This window comes from Pseudomonas sp. MEJ108, from assembly GCF_030208985.1.
Lineage (GTDB): Bacteria > Pseudomonadota > Gammaproteobacteria > Pseudomonadales > Pseudomonadaceae > Aquipseudomonas > Aquipseudomonas fragariae.
On sequence record NZ_JARVSW010000014.1, the window covers coordinates 22,524 to 36,653 of the forward strand.

The following is a 14,130-nucleotide window of genomic DNA, read 5'->3' on the forward strand; positions in this document are numbered from 1 at the left end:
CCCCCGAACCTGCTGACTCTGTTTTACACCCTGGCCATGCAAAACGGACCGTCGTCGCGGATCCAGAGCCCTGGAAGGTCAGCATGATTTCGCCTGTTTCCTTAACCCATAGTCATTTTATTAGTGTGTCTGCGGCCTTGAGCCGAGCCGGTTTTTGCGTAATAGCCGATTAGCATTTCTGCATATATTTAATTATGACCTTAATGCTATATCGAAAAGATACGCTGCCCCCTATCAATACTAAGCAGATGAGCCTTGGGCACGGGCTAGAGGTCAGTAGCCCCAAAATTAAACTCAAAAAAAGTTCAACAAATCGGATACAAGGTCGATACAAATAATTGACGCCGCCATAATGGCGTTCTAGTATTGCCCACCTTTTTGATATCAATATGCTACCGCAAGGACGCGCCGTGTATCCTCATGCCCTCAAACTGGCTTTGCTGTTCCTGCTCACCATCGCGTTGGCTCCCTCGTTTGCAGCGCCTGCCACCGTCAATTTGCCAGGCGATCAGGGCGTTGTTCATGACCGCCGGGATCTGCTAAAGCGCCACGCGGATCTTTTAGATGTTTATAAAGCCGCCTTTTTCAACGATGCGCGATTGTCCGCAGCGCGTCATGCTTACAGGGCACAACGCGAAGGCGTGCCTCAGGCGCGTGCAGGCCTGCTGCCGAATCTGACCGCCGGGGCAACGTCAGAAGTAACCCGTCTGGAGCGAGACGAGCCTTCCCTAAGCCGAGAGCGAAGTGGCACAACGTTTCGTGCCAACCTCAGTCAGCCGTTGTTCCGCATTGATCGCTGGTTTCAATTGAAGGCTGCGCAATCGAGCCTGGATCAAGCCGGGCTTGAGCTGTCGGCCAAAGAGCAAAACTTGCTGCTGACCGCTGCCCAGGCCTACTTTGAAACACTGCGCCAACTGGACGCGTTCGCAGCCGCCCAGGCTGAAGAAGCTGCGCTATTGCGTCAGCGCGACCAGGCTCAAGGGCGTCTGGAGGATGGTGCTTCAAGCATCACGGACGTGTATGACGCCCAGGCGGCCTATGACAATGCCCGGGCCAACCGGCAACTGGTGCAGCGAAAAGTAGATGATGCCTATGAAGCGCTGGAGCGCCTGACCAAGCACAGCTACACGTCAATTGCAGGCATAAGACACCAGATGCCGGTAGAGGCGCCCATACCCAATGATGCCCGTGCCTGGGTCGATATTGCCCTGCGGCAAAATCTTGAGCTGCAAGCCAGCGAGCGTGCAGTCAGTGCTGCCGAGCAAACGCTTAATCAGCGTAAAGCCGGGCATGCCCCCACTGTTGACGCTGTTGCTTCTTATCGCAAAGGTGATAACGACAGCTTTGGCTACAGTAACCCGACTGACTTCGGCAGTAACGGTTATCGCGACCAGGTCGCGCAAAGCAGCATTGGCATTGAGCTCAATATCCCTCTTTACTCGGGCGGAATGACCAACTCCCAGATCAAGGAGTCCACCGAGCGTCTGTATCAGAGCCAGGACGAACAGGAAGACCGCCGCCGCGAAGTGGTGCTCAATACACGCAATGCGTTTCGCGGCATCAATACGGGCATAGAGCAGATTGCAGCCCGACGCCAAAGCATCATTTCCGGTCAGAAATCCGTGGAAGCCAATCAGGTGGGCGTGGACGTTGGCTCTCGCAATATTGCCGATGTACTCAATGCTCAGCGTCAGTTGTACGCTGCCGTGCGCGATTATAACGATGCCCGGTATGACTACATTCTCGATAACCTCAAGCTCAAACAGTCTGCTGGCATCCTCAGTCCTGATGACCTGAAAGCACTTGCGTTATATCTCAAGCAAGACTACGACCCTGCTCGCGATTTTCTGCCGCCAGGAGTCTGATATTCGTCACATCGGTAGTTAACGCAGTAGCGAACTGAACCCGTCGGTTATGCAAATCGCATATCCAATAAAGTGAATGCTTACAGCTAATTAGTAAATTGATCAGATTTGCCCATCAGTGGCAGATCGGCAGGGACGCGCTATGAATGATTCGGAAATGGGCACTCAAATGCCTGACAATGCCCCTCGCCTGGACACCGGCCTTGCCTCGCTGGTCATGCTTGCGCGCTTTCATCAGGTGGCGGCTTCGCCAGAGCAACTTGCCCATGAGTTTGGCAGCCCTGACCAGTATCTGTCGCAGGACAGCCTGTTACTGGCGGCCCGTAAACTCGGCTTGAAAGCCAAGGCTGCGAGGACCACCACCGAGCGTTTGGACCGTACACCACTTCCCGCGATAGCAGCGGACAATAACGGTGGTTTCTTCATCATCGCGCGTCTTGATCAAGGCAAGGCGCTTATCCACGACCCTTTTTCTCAACGCCCCGAGGTTGTTACTTTCGAGGCCTTGCAGGAGCGTTGGACAGGCCAGTTACTGCTCATTCGCTCGGAGGCCGGAACGCCGGGCGAGTCTTCAAGTTTCGATTTCACCTGGTTCATTCCTGCCATCGTCAAGTACCGGAAGTTGCTGGGCGAAGTGATGCTGGTTTCCTTCGTCCTGCAAATTTTCTCGCTGATCACACCGCTGTTCTTCCAGGTAGTGATGGACAAGGTACTTGTCCATCACGGATTGACCACCCTCGACGTTATCGCCATCGGCCTTGCCGGGGTGATGCTGTTCGAGTCGGCCTTGTCTGGCTTGCGCACCTACGTGTTCGCACACACCGCCAGCCGCATCGACGTAGAGCTGGGTTCGAAGCTGTTTCGTCACTTGATCACGTTGCCGCTCTCGTACTTTCAGGCTCGCCGCGTGGGCGATTCGGTAGCACGGGTGCGTGAACTGGAAAACATCCGCAACTTCCTGACCGGCAATGCCATCACCCTGTTGCTGGATGTGCTGTTCTCGGTGGTGTTCATTGCGGTGATGTTTTACTACAGCGGTTGGTTGACGTTGATCGTGCTGTTGTCCCTGCCGCTCTACATTCTGGTGTCGGTGCTCATTACTCCTGTGTTGCGCAAACGCCTTAACGACAGTTTTGCCCGAGGCGCTGAGAACCAAGCGTTTCTGGTCGAAACGGTTAACGGCATCGACACCCTTAAATCGATGGCAGTGGAGCCTCAAGCCATTCGCAAGTGGGATAACCAGTTGGCGGGCTATGTCGCTGCCGGATTCAAAACTCAGAACCTGTCGACCATTGCCAACGAAAGTGTCTCTCTGATCGGCAAACTGGTGACTGTTGCAACCCTGTGGTTTGGCGCGCGTCTGGTGATTGACGGCCAACTTTCGGTCGGTCAGTTGATTGCATTCAACATGCTCGCCGGGCGTGTTGCCCAGCCGATCATGCGCCTTGCGCAACTGTGGACCAACTTCCAGCAGACCGGCGTATCGGTGCAGCGCCTGGGCGACATCCTCAATACCCGTAACGAACTCTCGCAAGTCAACCGCAGTGCGTTACCGCCGATCAAGGGGCGCATCGAGTTTGATCAGGTGCATTTCCGCTATCGCCCAGACGGCTCGGAGATCCTGCGGGGCATCAATCTTGTTATCACGCCAGGCCAGGTCATCGGTGTGGTGGGGCGTTCCGGCTCTGGCAAAAGCACACTGACGCGTCTGTTACAGCGCCTTTATGTACCGGAGCGCGGTCGGGTGTTGGTAGACGGCATGGATCTGGCCCTGGCAGACGTCTCTTCCCTGCGCCGCCAGATCGGCGTGGTACTGCAAGACAATATGCTGTTCAACCGCAGCATTCGCGAAAACATCGCCTTGAGTGATGCCGGAGCGCCTTTGGAAGCCGTGATGCAAATGGCCAAACTGGCTGGCGCCCACGACTTCATCCTTGAGCTGCCGGAGGGCTACGACACAATGGTCGGTGAGCACGGTGCGTCGTTATCCGGCGGTCAGCGCCAACGTATCGCTATCGCCCGCGCCCTGATGGGCAACCCGCGCATCCTGATTTTCGACGAGGCCACCAGTGCGCTGGACTATGAGTCCGAGCGCATTGTTCAGCAGAACATGCAGGCCATCTGCAAGGGGCGCACGGTGATCATCATCGCGCATCGGCTGTCTGCCGTTCGCGATGCCAACCGCATCGTTGTAGTCGATCGCGGGCAAATTGTAGAGCAGGGCACTCATGCCGAATTGCTCACACATCAAGCAGGTCATTACTCGCGCCTTCATCGCCTGCAGCAGGGAGGCAGCCATGTCTAACGCCGAATCGACCGGACTACTGCAGCGCTACCGCCGCGTGTGGCGCCAATCTTGGCGTCACCGTCGTGAGATGGATGCCCCCAAGCGCTTGGCGCATGAAGTTCAGTTTCTGCCCGCTGCGCTGGAACTCCAGGATAAACCCAGTCATCCCGCGCCGCGTGTTTTCATGTGGGCGATCATGTTTTTTGCCGCTCTGGCGTTGCTATGGGCATGCCTGGGCAAGATTGACGTGGTAGCGACAGCCAGCGGCAAAATCATTCCCAGCGGCAAGACGAAAACCATTCAGTCCAGTGAAACCGCTGTGGTCAAGGCGATTCATGTGCGTGACGGGCAATCGGTCAAGGCCGGTCAGTTGCTTTTGGAGCTGGACTCCACATCTGCGGATGCTGATGTCGGACGCGTCCGCAGTGATTTGCTGGCTGCGCGAATCGACAGCGCTCGCGCGGCTGCCATGCTCGACGCAATCAATCAGCGCAAGCCACCTCGGGATCTGACCGGCACCATACTGGATGCCGACCCGATGCATGTATTGGCGGCTGAGCGCTGGCTGCAGGGCCAGTATCAAGAGTACCGCAGTAGCCTTGACCTGGTAGACGCCGAAATTCAGCAACGCCAGGCCGACATTCAGGCCGCGCGTATTCAAGTCATGAGTTTGCAGAAAACTTTGCCTATCGCCACCAAGCTGGCAAGTGACTACGAAAACCTCCTGAAAAAGCAGTACATCGCCCGTCACGCTTACCTGGAAAAGGAACAAGCGCGCCTGGACCTCGAACGCCAACTGAGCGTGCAGCAAGCCAGCGTCCTGCAGTCCACCGCCGCCCGCCAGGAAGCAGAGCGCCGCCGCGAAGGCGTGGTCGCCCAGACCCGCCGCGCCATGCTTGACCTGTTGCAGCAAGCCGATCAAAAGATCGCATCTTTCAATCAGGACCTGACCAAGGCTCGCTATCAGGAAGACCTCACCACCCTCGAAGCGCCGGTAGACGGCACCGTCCAGCAACTGGCCGTGCACACCGTCGGCGGCGTAGTCACCCCCGCACAACCGCTGATGGTATTAGTCCCCGACGGCCAGCCCGTGGAAGTGGAAGCCATGCTGGAAAACAAGGACGTCGGCTTTGTTCGCGCCGGGCAGGCCGTTACCGTCAAGGTCGAAACGTTCACCTTCACCAAGTACGGCACGATAGAAGGCGAAGTCATCAGCGTCTCCAACGACGCCATCGAAGATGAAAAGCGCGGCTTGATCTACAGCAGCAAGATTCGTCTTAACAGCGATACGCTGAATGTGAATGGCGTGGACATCAAGTTGTCGCCGGGCATGGCGGTGACGGCGGAAGTGACGACGAACAAGCGGCGGGTGATTGAGTATTTCCTGAGTCCGTTGCAGCAGCATGCGTCGGAGAGTTTCAGGGAGCGGTAGTAAGTGGAAATCTGGATTAATAACAGTAACTCAATCGGTACTGACTCATGGGCGATACAATGGCAACTATTATCAACGGGCAGAGTGGCGATGATTGGCTTTATGGCACGTCGGCCAATGACATACTGGATGGCGGTGCGGGCAACGACAGGCTGTCTGGCGGCCTTGGCAATGACACCTATCTTTTTTACCGAGGCATGGGGCAGGACACGGTCACTGATTTCGACTGGACCGTTGGCAATATCGATACGATCAAGGTAGCAGCCGATATTGCGCCCGCCGATGTGACGGTTAGTCGCGATGGTACCTACCTGTATCTTTCGATAAAGGGAACGACTGACAAAATGTCGGTCACGTTCTTCAATAACATCAACTATCAGGTGGAGCGTGTCGAGTTTGCCGATGGGACGGTATGGGATATCGATACCCTGAAAACCATGACTCGTGGCGTGGCCAGTGATACGGCTGATACCTTGTATGGCGATGTCGGGGATGATGTGCTCGATGGCCTCAATGGTAATGACAAGTTGTATGGTGAGGAAGGCAATGATTTGTTGAGCGGAGGTGAGGGTAACGACACCTTGAATGGAGGCACAGGCAACGACACATTGAACGGCGGGGCAGGCAACGATTCCCTCAGTGGTGATGATGGCGATGACACCCTGGACGGCGGTGCCGGTAATGATTACTTGTCGGGGTCTCGTGGCAATGACACTTATCTGTTCTACAGAGGGATGGGGCAGGACACGATCAGCGAGTTTGATACGACCGCTGGTAATGCAGATACCATTAAAGTGGCTGCCGACATTATTCCTGACGATGTCGTCGTGAGGAGAGAGAACACAGATCTTTATCTCTCCATAAAGGGCACCACTGACTGGATGAAGATCTACAGTTATACCGATTCCGGTTATCAGGTTGAACGAGTCGAATTTGCTGACGGGACAGTCTGGTCGGTTAGCGATCTCAAGCGTCTTTCGCGGGTCGTGGCCAGTGAAGGAGCAGAAACAATCTATGGAGACGAGACCAGTGAGCAGCTCGATGGGTTGGGTGGTAACGATCAGATCTATGGTCTTGCTGGCAACGACGTGCTTCTGGGCGGCGCAGGCGATGACTTGCTTGATGGCGGAATGGGGTTAGATACGCTGGATGGTGGCGCTGGTAATGACATGCTTTATGGCGGCTCCGGCAATGACACGTATCTGTTTCAGCGTGGCGGCGGTCAGGATGTGATCAATGATCGCGACTGGACCGCTGGCAATATCGACACGCTCAAACTGGCACCAGGTATTGTTTCAACCGATATCAAGGTTTCGCGCGCAGGAAACAATCTTGAGCTGGCGATTATCGGTACATCGGACAAGATAACGGTTCGTGACTGGTTTTATTCTGCCGATTCGCAGGTCGAACAGGTTCAGTTTGCGGATGGCACACTCTGGGATGTAGCCACCCTGAACGCGATGGTCAAAGGCGTTGCAACTGAAGGCAACGACGTCCTGCAAGGGGAGGAATCTGTCGCAGATACCCTGAACGGATTGGGGGGGGACGATACACTTTACGGTCTGTCGGGTAATGACACGCTCAATGGCGGTGCCGGCAACGACACGCTTTACGGTGGTGCAGGTGCGGATACCCTTGATGGTGGCGCCGGCAACGACACGCTTTATGGTGGTGCAGGTGCGGACACCCTTGATGGTGGCGTCGGCAATGACAACCTTTATGGTGATGCTGGCAATGACACCTATCTTTTCTATCGTGGGGCCGGGCAGGACTGGATCAGTGATTACGACAGTTCTGCAGGCAATCTGGATGTCATCAGGGTCTCCGACAGTCTCACGCCTGCCGATATCCAGCTCAGCCGCAGTGCGTACGACCTGTATGTAGGCATCGCTGGGTCAGCCGACAAGCTTACGGTGTCTGGATGGTTCTCAAATACGTCGACCCAGGTCGAACAGATTCAGTTCTCCGATGGAACAACTTGGGGCATTGATGCGATCAGGGCGATGAGCAGTGGTACGGCCAGTCAGGGCAACGATGTTCTTTACGGCAATGATGCGCTGGCGGATTCGTTGAGCGGTCTTGATGGCGACGATGAAATCAACGGGCTGGGCGGCAACGACATCCTGTCGGGAGGGGCTGGTAATGACCGGCTTTACGGTGATGCAGGCAACGACACTCTGACAGGTGGAACCGGCAATGATCAGCTTGATGGCGGTCGGGGTAACGATCTCTACCAATTCGAGCGGGGCGACGGTCAGGATGTAATCAATGATTTTGATCCTGATGCAAACACCGACGTGCTGCAATTCGGTGCCGGTATCGCTGCTGATCAACTGTGGTTCAGCAAAAACGGTTGGGATCTGGAAGTCGGTGTCATCGGCACGGCTGATAAAGTGACGGTATCCAACTGGTCATTCTGGGGCGCTGGCAGTTGGGAGAAGGCTCAGCAGATCGAGCAGTTTCGCACTGATGATGGCAAGGTCCTGCTGGGAGGGCAGGTTGATCAACTGGTAGAGGCCATGGCGGCTTTCGCACCGCCTGCTGCCGGTGAACTTAAGCTGTCTGAGAGTTACCAGGCTTCGTTGAACGTGGTGATTGCGAGCAACTGGCAATAACAGTAATTCAGGCTGTCGTACCCGGAGGTGCGGCAGCCTGAAGCGTTTTCTATCATTAATACGTTGCGCGAGTGAGCTAAACACTCATACAGCTAGTTATAACCTAAAGAAACGACTCCGGACACCCCCGTCCCCAATCATCCGAACCCCACTCCGCAATACCCACCCCTCAATAAACTAAACTACCCAGCGGCACCCGCTCGCTATTCGGGCCTGAGGAAGTTGTCAGCCTTATCCTTATCGTTCCACGCACCTGCCAATGCTCGGTTTAAAACATAACAGAACTACCTATTCGCACGAACCGCATAAGGATAAGGCTTGGATGACAATGACTCCAGTGGATGGATCGGCTACCTTCGAGGTTAATAACCTGTTCAGAAACCCCAGGATCTGTTTTGACTGGGAGGACCTGCGTTACTTCGTGATGTTTTCCACGGTCAGCTCCCTGAGTGGCGCTGCAAGGATGCTGGGTGTGGAGCACGCCACTGTGTCACGCCGTATCGCTTCGCTGGAGAAGTCTCTGAATGTAAAGCTTGTCGATCGTCGCAAGCGGTTGTACGAACTGACGGATGAGGGACGGCGTGTGGCGGCGATCGGGCGACAGATCGAGGCGCAGACTCAGGCTGTTGGCCGTCTCGCGGTTGCGGCTCAGGTGGTGCAGGGTGTGGAGGTGACCATCAGTGCGCCGCCGTCGGTGGCGGTCGAGAAGTTGGTGCCGCAATTGGGGGCGTTTCGGGCGATGCATCCCGGTATTGTGTTGCGGTTGTTGGGCGATCATCAGTATTCGTCGTTATCCAGCTGCCAGTCTGACCTGTGTATACGGTTTTCCAGACCTGTTGAAAGCGGTATCGTCGCGCGGCGGATTGGCACGGCTTCCTTTTCATTTTATTGCGCACGTTTTTATCTGGAGCAACGCCCTCCGGAGCATTACGAGTTTATTGCTTATGACAATGAACTGATGAGTGACAGTCAGAACGGTTGGTTGAGGGATATCGTCGGTGATCGACCCTTTGTGCTGGAGGCCAAAACGGTGGAGTTGCAAATTCGTGCTGCGGAAACCGGTGTGGGCATCGCGTTACTGCCCAGTTTTGCCGTAGAGGATAATAATCGTCTGTGCCGGGTGGAGTTGTCTGCTCCGCTGGAAGTCGATGTCTGGCTGGGCGTGCATGAAGACCTGCGCGCGGTGGCTTCCATCCAGGCTGCCATGAACTATGTGGAAAGCTGTTATCGCTAGCCAGGGCTGAGTTCACGCTGATTGTGTTGGCGGAAAAACAGTCTTGCGGTGAAAAAATTCACATCCCCTCATCAAATATCGACAGTTTACAAGTTGGACTGTTTTGACGAGGATCAATATCGAGTGGAGCAGTTCATGACTCGAAACTCCGAGACGTTAAGGTGTCGGCTCGGCAAGGTTTGTTAGATGGCGCGCTGTTGGATAATTATAAAAACTCATGCAGTGGCAAGATCATCTCAAGCACCCTGGTGACACCCTAAGGACAGCCGGAGATTCTCATGGCCGACGTAAAAATTCTCGACGTTACCTTGCGTGACGGTGGTTATCGGAACAACTTCAATTTCACAGAAGATCAGGCACAGGTTATCACCACTGGCCTGGCCAATGCGGGTGTGGACCTCTGCGAAATTGGTTATTGCAAAGGATCCTTCGCGCCGAAAGGCGAGCACGGTCTGACCAGTGATGTAGGCGCAGTCTTCATTGAAAAGATTGCACAGGCCGCTAAAGGCCGCATCGAACTGGCCGTCATGGTTCATCCCAGAAACATCACCACCGATGACTTGGCCATGCTCAAGGAGCAGGGCGTTTCGATGATCCGTGTCTGTTTGAGGCGCGATCAACTGGATGAGGGGCTTGTGACCTTGTCGCTGGCTCGTGATCACGGCTTTAGCGTCAGCGCCAATGTGACGCATGTGACCTCGCAGACGCCAGGCTCCGTGCTCGATACGGCCGTGCGCGCAGAGGGGGCCGGCGCGGATATCGTTTGTTGCGCGGATTCCAATGGTCATATGGTGCCGACCGATGTAGATCGGCTGTTCAGTCGTCTCTCAAGCCGATTGTTGGTGCCGCTGGGCTTTCACGCGCATAACAATCTGTCGTTGGCGCTGGCGAATGCAGCGGCGGCTATAGAAGCCGGCGCTGAATACATCGACACGTCCATATGTGGCATGGGCAAGGGGGCCGGCAATCTTCACCTGAGTATGCTGGTTGCCTATCTGGAGCGTACCGGCGTCAGTCATGGTTATGACCTGGTGAAAGTGATTGAACTGTCGGAAGCCACAGCCCGCGCGATCCCGCAAAATAATATGCCCAGCCCGCTGATGGATATCATTCTGGGCACTTACAACTTCCCCTATGACAGCAGTCAACGCATGCGCGACACCCTCGAGCGCTTTCAGTTGACCTCCGAGTACCGAGCGATCGAGGTCATGTATCAGCAGGACAAGGTGGCGCGCCTTGCGCCGCGAGCGGTGTTGTCGACCATCGCCACCGGCTTGCCGAACGGCGCGAAGGGAGTCGCGCTATGACCACTCAAATGCTCCGAAAGCGCATATGTGTCTTGCCCGGTGACGGGATCGGTATTGAAGTCATGGAGGCGGCGCTTCCGGTGATTGCGGCGCTGAACCTGCCGTTCGATCTGGTACCGGCGGACATAGGTTGGCAATGCTGGAGGGCCGAGGGGGAAACCGTTCCGGCCCGGACCTGGGAGATCATGGCCAGTTGCGACGCGACATTGCTTGGCGCAATCACCAGCAAACCTCTGGCAGAGGCCGAAGCAGAGTTGCCACTGACGCTTCAGGGCCAGAACCGCCGCTATGTCAGTCCGGTCATTCAGCTCAGGCAGAATCTCGACCTGTACGCCAATGTACGCCCGGTCACTGACATGACTGGCGAAAACAGATTTCGCTTTGTCGTGATCAGGGAAAACACCGAAGGGCTTTATGCGGGGCTGGACTTCGGTTGTATCCCGGATGCACTGGTGCCGCTGCTTGAAGAGCGGGAAGCCCTCGGCGCGGCGTGGCAGCGAGAAGGGCAGGACGATGCGACGGTGACGTTGCGCCTGCAGACGCGAAGTGGCCTGATGCGTATTTTCGAATACGCCTTCGAGTACGCCCGCAAGAACCACTTCACGCGGGTCACGTTTGTCGACAAACCTATGGTCCTCAGGCACAGCAGCGCGTTTGCACGGGGCATCTTCGAAGCAACAGCTCAGCGTTATCCGGACGTGAGCGGGGTCATCGAAAACGTTGATGCGGTTGCCCTGTGGATAGTGCAGCGCCCCGAGCGCTTCGGGGTGATCGTTGCCGAAAACATGTTTGGCGATATTCTGTCCGATCTGGGCGCCGGAGTCATGGGTGGCCTGGGGTTCGCGCCCAGTGGCAACTTCGGCAATTCAGGGGCTTATTTCGAACCGGTACACGGCAGTGCGCCTGCCCATGCCGGGTTGAACAAGGCCAACCCCGGCGCGATGTTCATGGCCATCGCGCTGATGCTTGAGCATCTGGGGTTTCCGACCGAGTCGGCATGCATCAGCCAGGCCGTCAGTCTGGTTTCGCGCACATCCACACGCACGTATGACCTTGGCGGTTCCCATACCACGGCCCAGGTGGGCGAAGCGATCGTTCAGCAGTGCATCGAGTTGCAGTCCCGCACGTTTGGGTATCGCAACGAGCAGGCTTCGGCACCGGGAGAACGTCATGTCAGCGCACTTTGAAGCGGTGCCCATTGCGCAAGCCGTGCTGGACGCATGTGAACATCTCGACACTGCGTCCTTGTCTGATGCGCTGGACAGCCTGGGGATCGACGGCGGGCTTTCGGGTATTGCCTCGCAAGTACCGGGCACTCGTTGCGTGGGTATCGCATTTACCGTGCAGTACGAGCCGGTTGGTGCATCTGCGGTCTTCAAGGGTGCTGCCAACTATATCGATCATGTACCTGCCGGCGCGGTGATTGTTTCCTCAAACAACGGACGCCAGGACTGCACGGTATGGGGCGATATCATGACCCGCTTCGCGTTGGCCAATGGCATCAAGGGCACCGTGATCGATGGCGTGGCACGCGATATCGATACGGTCATCGAGTGCAATTACCCATTGTTCAGTCGCGGACGTTTCATGCAGTCAGCAAAGAACCGCGCTCGACTCCAGGCTGTACAGGTGCCTCTGCTCATCGCGGGCGTGGCGGTCCGGCCCGGCGACCTTCTGGTGTGTGATGGCAGCGGCTGCGTGGTGATTCCACAGCAGCTGGCCGTCGAGGTCGTACGCCGTGCCCAGGCGATCGAGCACACAGAGCGCAGCATCATTGAAGCCATATCGGCTGGCTGGCCCCTGGAAAAAGCCCGCAGCACCTATCGCTACGACCAGCCCTGGCTGACTGACGCTGAAAAAGTCAGCGTCGCTGTGCCTTCACAGGCGTGAACCGATCTGCCTTCCCACTTGAATGGAAATGATGATGAAAATGGAATTGTTCGACGCTCAATCCGTCAGCGATGACAGCGCGGTCTATCTGGTCAATGTCGTACAGGTAAACGAGGGGGCTCAGGATCTGGCCATTCAGATTCTCGAAGAAACCGTCAGCTACGTGGCACGCACTTACAGTGCCTTCAAATGGAGCCGATTGATGAAAAGCACCGACGGCAAGACCGTCATCAATCAGGCGCAATGGAGTGATCGCAGCCAGTTCGAGTCGCTGTTTAGCGACGCAGAGTTTCTGTCGCGCTACTCGCGGTTGAAAGAAACCGGCACCTGGGAATATCACCTGTACAACGTGGCCGAGTACATCACCCCTGAAATTGCCTTACAAAAGGCCGGCTGAGCCAGGACCGACAGAAGAGGGCGGCGCACAGGCCGCCTTCGTCTGATATTCACTCGGATTTGCACAGGGATTATGCGATGACCACGATCAATACAGCACTGACCTCACTTCTGGACATTGACCACCCGCTGATTCTGGCGCCCATGGGCGGCGCGTCCGGTGGGCGTCTGGCGGCTGCGGTTTCCCGTGCCGGTGGCCTCGGCCTGGTGGGTGCCAGTTACGGCGACCCGCAATGGATGGCGCGTGAACTGGAGATGATGCGCGAGGTGCAGCAGCCTTGGGGCGTAGGCCTGGTCATGTTTACCGTGGCCAAACAATTCGAATTGCTTCACCTGGCGCTGGAGTATCGTCCGGCGGTGGTTGCCCTGTCGTTTGGTGATGTACGCCCTTTCGTCAGGCCCATCCATCAGGCCAATGCCAAAGTCATCGTTCAGGTGCACGACGTCGATCAGGCGCTTGAAGCGCTGGACGCCGGTGCCGATGCGCTGATCGTACAAGGCGCCGAGGCGGGGGGGCACAGTTTGCGCCGCTCTTCATTGCCGCTGTTCCCGGCGGTCCGCGACGCGGTGGGTGAGCATGTCGTGCTGATCGGTGCCGGCGGGATCGCCGATGGGCGCGGCATGGCTGCTGCTCTGGCGCTGGGTATGGACGGCGTGATGATGGGTACGCGTTTTCTGGCTTCGCAGGAGGCACTGCCTTCCGAACGGGTAAAGCAGCGACTGCTGCAGGCGGTTGCGAGCGATACGGTGCGAACCCGGATCTTTGATCAGGTGCGCGGCATCGACTGGCCGGAGGGCTACAGCGGACGCGTGATCGGCAATGACTTTTCCGCTAGCTGGGTGGGTGAGGAGCAGGCTTTCGCTGCCTCAGCCGGTCAACTGCGCCTGGACTATGAAGCCGCATTGGCGGCCGATGATGTCAGTATCCGGGCCATCTGGGCGGGCGAAGTCGCGGACCTGATCAAGGAGGTGCTGCCCGCGCAACGGATTATCGAGTCGACCCTGCGCGGGTATGCCGCCAGTGTCGAACGCCTTCGCACGCCCCGCTGAGCCTTCACGATTGAGCCCTCACGATGGAGCAACGACCGGACCCGCTCACAAGGC

At 56.6% G+C, this 14,130-nt stretch carries 10 protein-coding genes; all 10 read left to right on the forward strand.

Annotation, left to right across the window (positions count from 1 at the left end; genetic code table 11):
- The first annotated feature begins 389 nt into the window (after window positions 1-389).
- Window positions 390-1,865, forward strand: a complete 1,476-nt coding sequence (locus tag QRN50_RS07810) for a TolC family outer membrane protein (protein WP_032624952.1) — start codon at window positions 390-392, stop codon at window positions 1,863-1,865.
- A gap of 142 nt (window positions 1,866-2,007) precedes the next feature.
- Window positions 2,008-4,170: a type I secretion system permease/ATPase gene (locus QRN50_RS07815; protein WP_011268199.1), complete on the forward strand. Its 2,163-nt coding sequence runs from the start codon at window positions 2,008-2,010 to the stop codon at window positions 4,168-4,170.
- Window positions 4,163-5,584, forward strand: coding sequence for an HlyD family type I secretion periplasmic adaptor subunit (locus QRN50_RS07820; RefSeq protein WP_011268198.1), 1,422 nt, complete (start codon window positions 4,163-4,165; stop codon window positions 5,582-5,584). The genes QRN50_RS07815 and QRN50_RS07820 overlap by 8 nt, the downstream gene beginning before the upstream one ends.
- Before the next feature lie 59 nt (window positions 5,585-5,643).
- A complete protein-coding gene (locus QRN50_RS07825) occupies window positions 5,644-8,199 on the forward strand; it encodes a calcium-binding protein (RefSeq protein ID WP_164920499.1) in 2,556 nt (851 codons plus the stop codon).
- Window positions 8,200-8,521: 322 nt separating this feature from the next.
- Entirely contained in the window at window positions 8,522-9,433 is a 912-nt protein-coding gene (locus tag QRN50_RS07830) for a LysR family transcriptional regulator (protein ID WP_011268196.1), read from the forward strand.
- Window positions 9,434-9,711: 278 nt separating this feature from the next.
- Window positions 9,712-10,740, forward strand: coding sequence for a hydroxymethylglutaryl-CoA lyase-like TIM-barrel protein (locus tag QRN50_RS07835; protein ID WP_011268195.1), 1,029 nt, complete (start codon window positions 9,712-9,714; stop codon window positions 10,738-10,740).
- Window positions 10,737-11,927, forward strand: a complete 1,191-nt coding sequence (locus QRN50_RS07840; protein WP_096126537.1) for an isocitrate/isopropylmalate dehydrogenase family protein — start codon at window positions 10,737-10,739, stop codon at window positions 11,925-11,927. The genes QRN50_RS07835 and QRN50_RS07840 overlap by 4 nt, the downstream gene beginning before the upstream one ends.
- Window positions 11,911-12,630 carry an RraA family protein gene (locus QRN50_RS07845; RefSeq protein WP_003400491.1) on the forward strand — a complete coding sequence of 240 codons (720 nt, stop codon included), beginning with the start codon at window positions 11,911-11,913 and terminating at the stop codon, window positions 12,628-12,630. Before QRN50_RS07840 ends, QRN50_RS07845 begins: the two co-directional genes overlap by 17 nt.
- 34 nt (window positions 12,631-12,664) lie before the next feature.
- Entirely contained in the window at window positions 12,665-13,027 is a 363-nt protein-coding gene (locus QRN50_RS07850) for an antibiotic biosynthesis monooxygenase (protein WP_003400494.1), read from the forward strand.
- Between the two features lie 77 nt (window positions 13,028-13,104).
- Window positions 13,105-14,076 carry an NAD(P)H-dependent flavin oxidoreductase gene (locus QRN50_RS07855; RefSeq protein WP_011268192.1) on the forward strand — a complete coding sequence of 324 codons (972 nt, stop codon included), beginning with the start codon at window positions 13,105-13,107 and terminating at the stop codon, window positions 14,074-14,076.
- The last annotated feature ends 54 nt before the right edge of the window (window positions 14,077-14,130 follow it).

What these genes read in the sequence shown, in the direction of transcription:
- QRN50_RS07810 (WP_032624952.1), top strand. Translation starts at nt 390, where the DNA reads ATGCTACCGCAAGGACGCGCCGTGTATCCTCATGCCCTCAAACTGGCT.
- QRN50_RS07815 (WP_011268199.1), top strand. Translation starts at nt 2,008, where the DNA reads ATGAATGATTCGGAAATGGGCACTCAAATGCCTGACAATGCCCCTCGC.
- QRN50_RS07820 (WP_011268198.1), top strand. Translation starts at nt 4,163, where the DNA reads ATGTCTAACGCCGAATCGACCGGACTACTGCAGCGCTACCGCCGCGTG.
- QRN50_RS07825 (WP_164920499.1), top strand. Translation starts at nt 5,644, where the DNA reads ATGGCAACTATTATCAACGGGCAGAGTGGCGATGATTGGCTTTATGGC.
- QRN50_RS07830 (WP_011268196.1), top strand. Translation starts at nt 8,522, where the DNA reads ATGACAATGACTCCAGTGGATGGATCGGCTACCTTCGAGGTTAATAAC.
- QRN50_RS07835 (WP_011268195.1), top strand. Translation starts at nt 9,712, where the DNA reads ATGGCCGACGTAAAAATTCTCGACGTTACCTTGCGTGACGGTGGTTAT.
- QRN50_RS07840 (WP_096126537.1), top strand. Translation starts at nt 10,737, where the DNA reads ATGACCACTCAAATGCTCCGAAAGCGCATATGTGTCTTGCCCGGTGAC.
- QRN50_RS07845 (WP_003400491.1), top strand. Translation starts at nt 11,911, where the DNA reads ATGTCAGCGCACTTTGAAGCGGTGCCCATTGCGCAAGCCGTGCTGGAC.
- QRN50_RS07850 (WP_003400494.1), top strand. Translation starts at nt 12,665, where the DNA reads ATGAAAATGGAATTGTTCGACGCTCAATCCGTCAGCGATGACAGCGCG.
- QRN50_RS07855 (WP_011268192.1), top strand. Translation starts at nt 13,105, where the DNA reads ATGACCACGATCAATACAGCACTGACCTCACTTCTGGACATTGACCAC.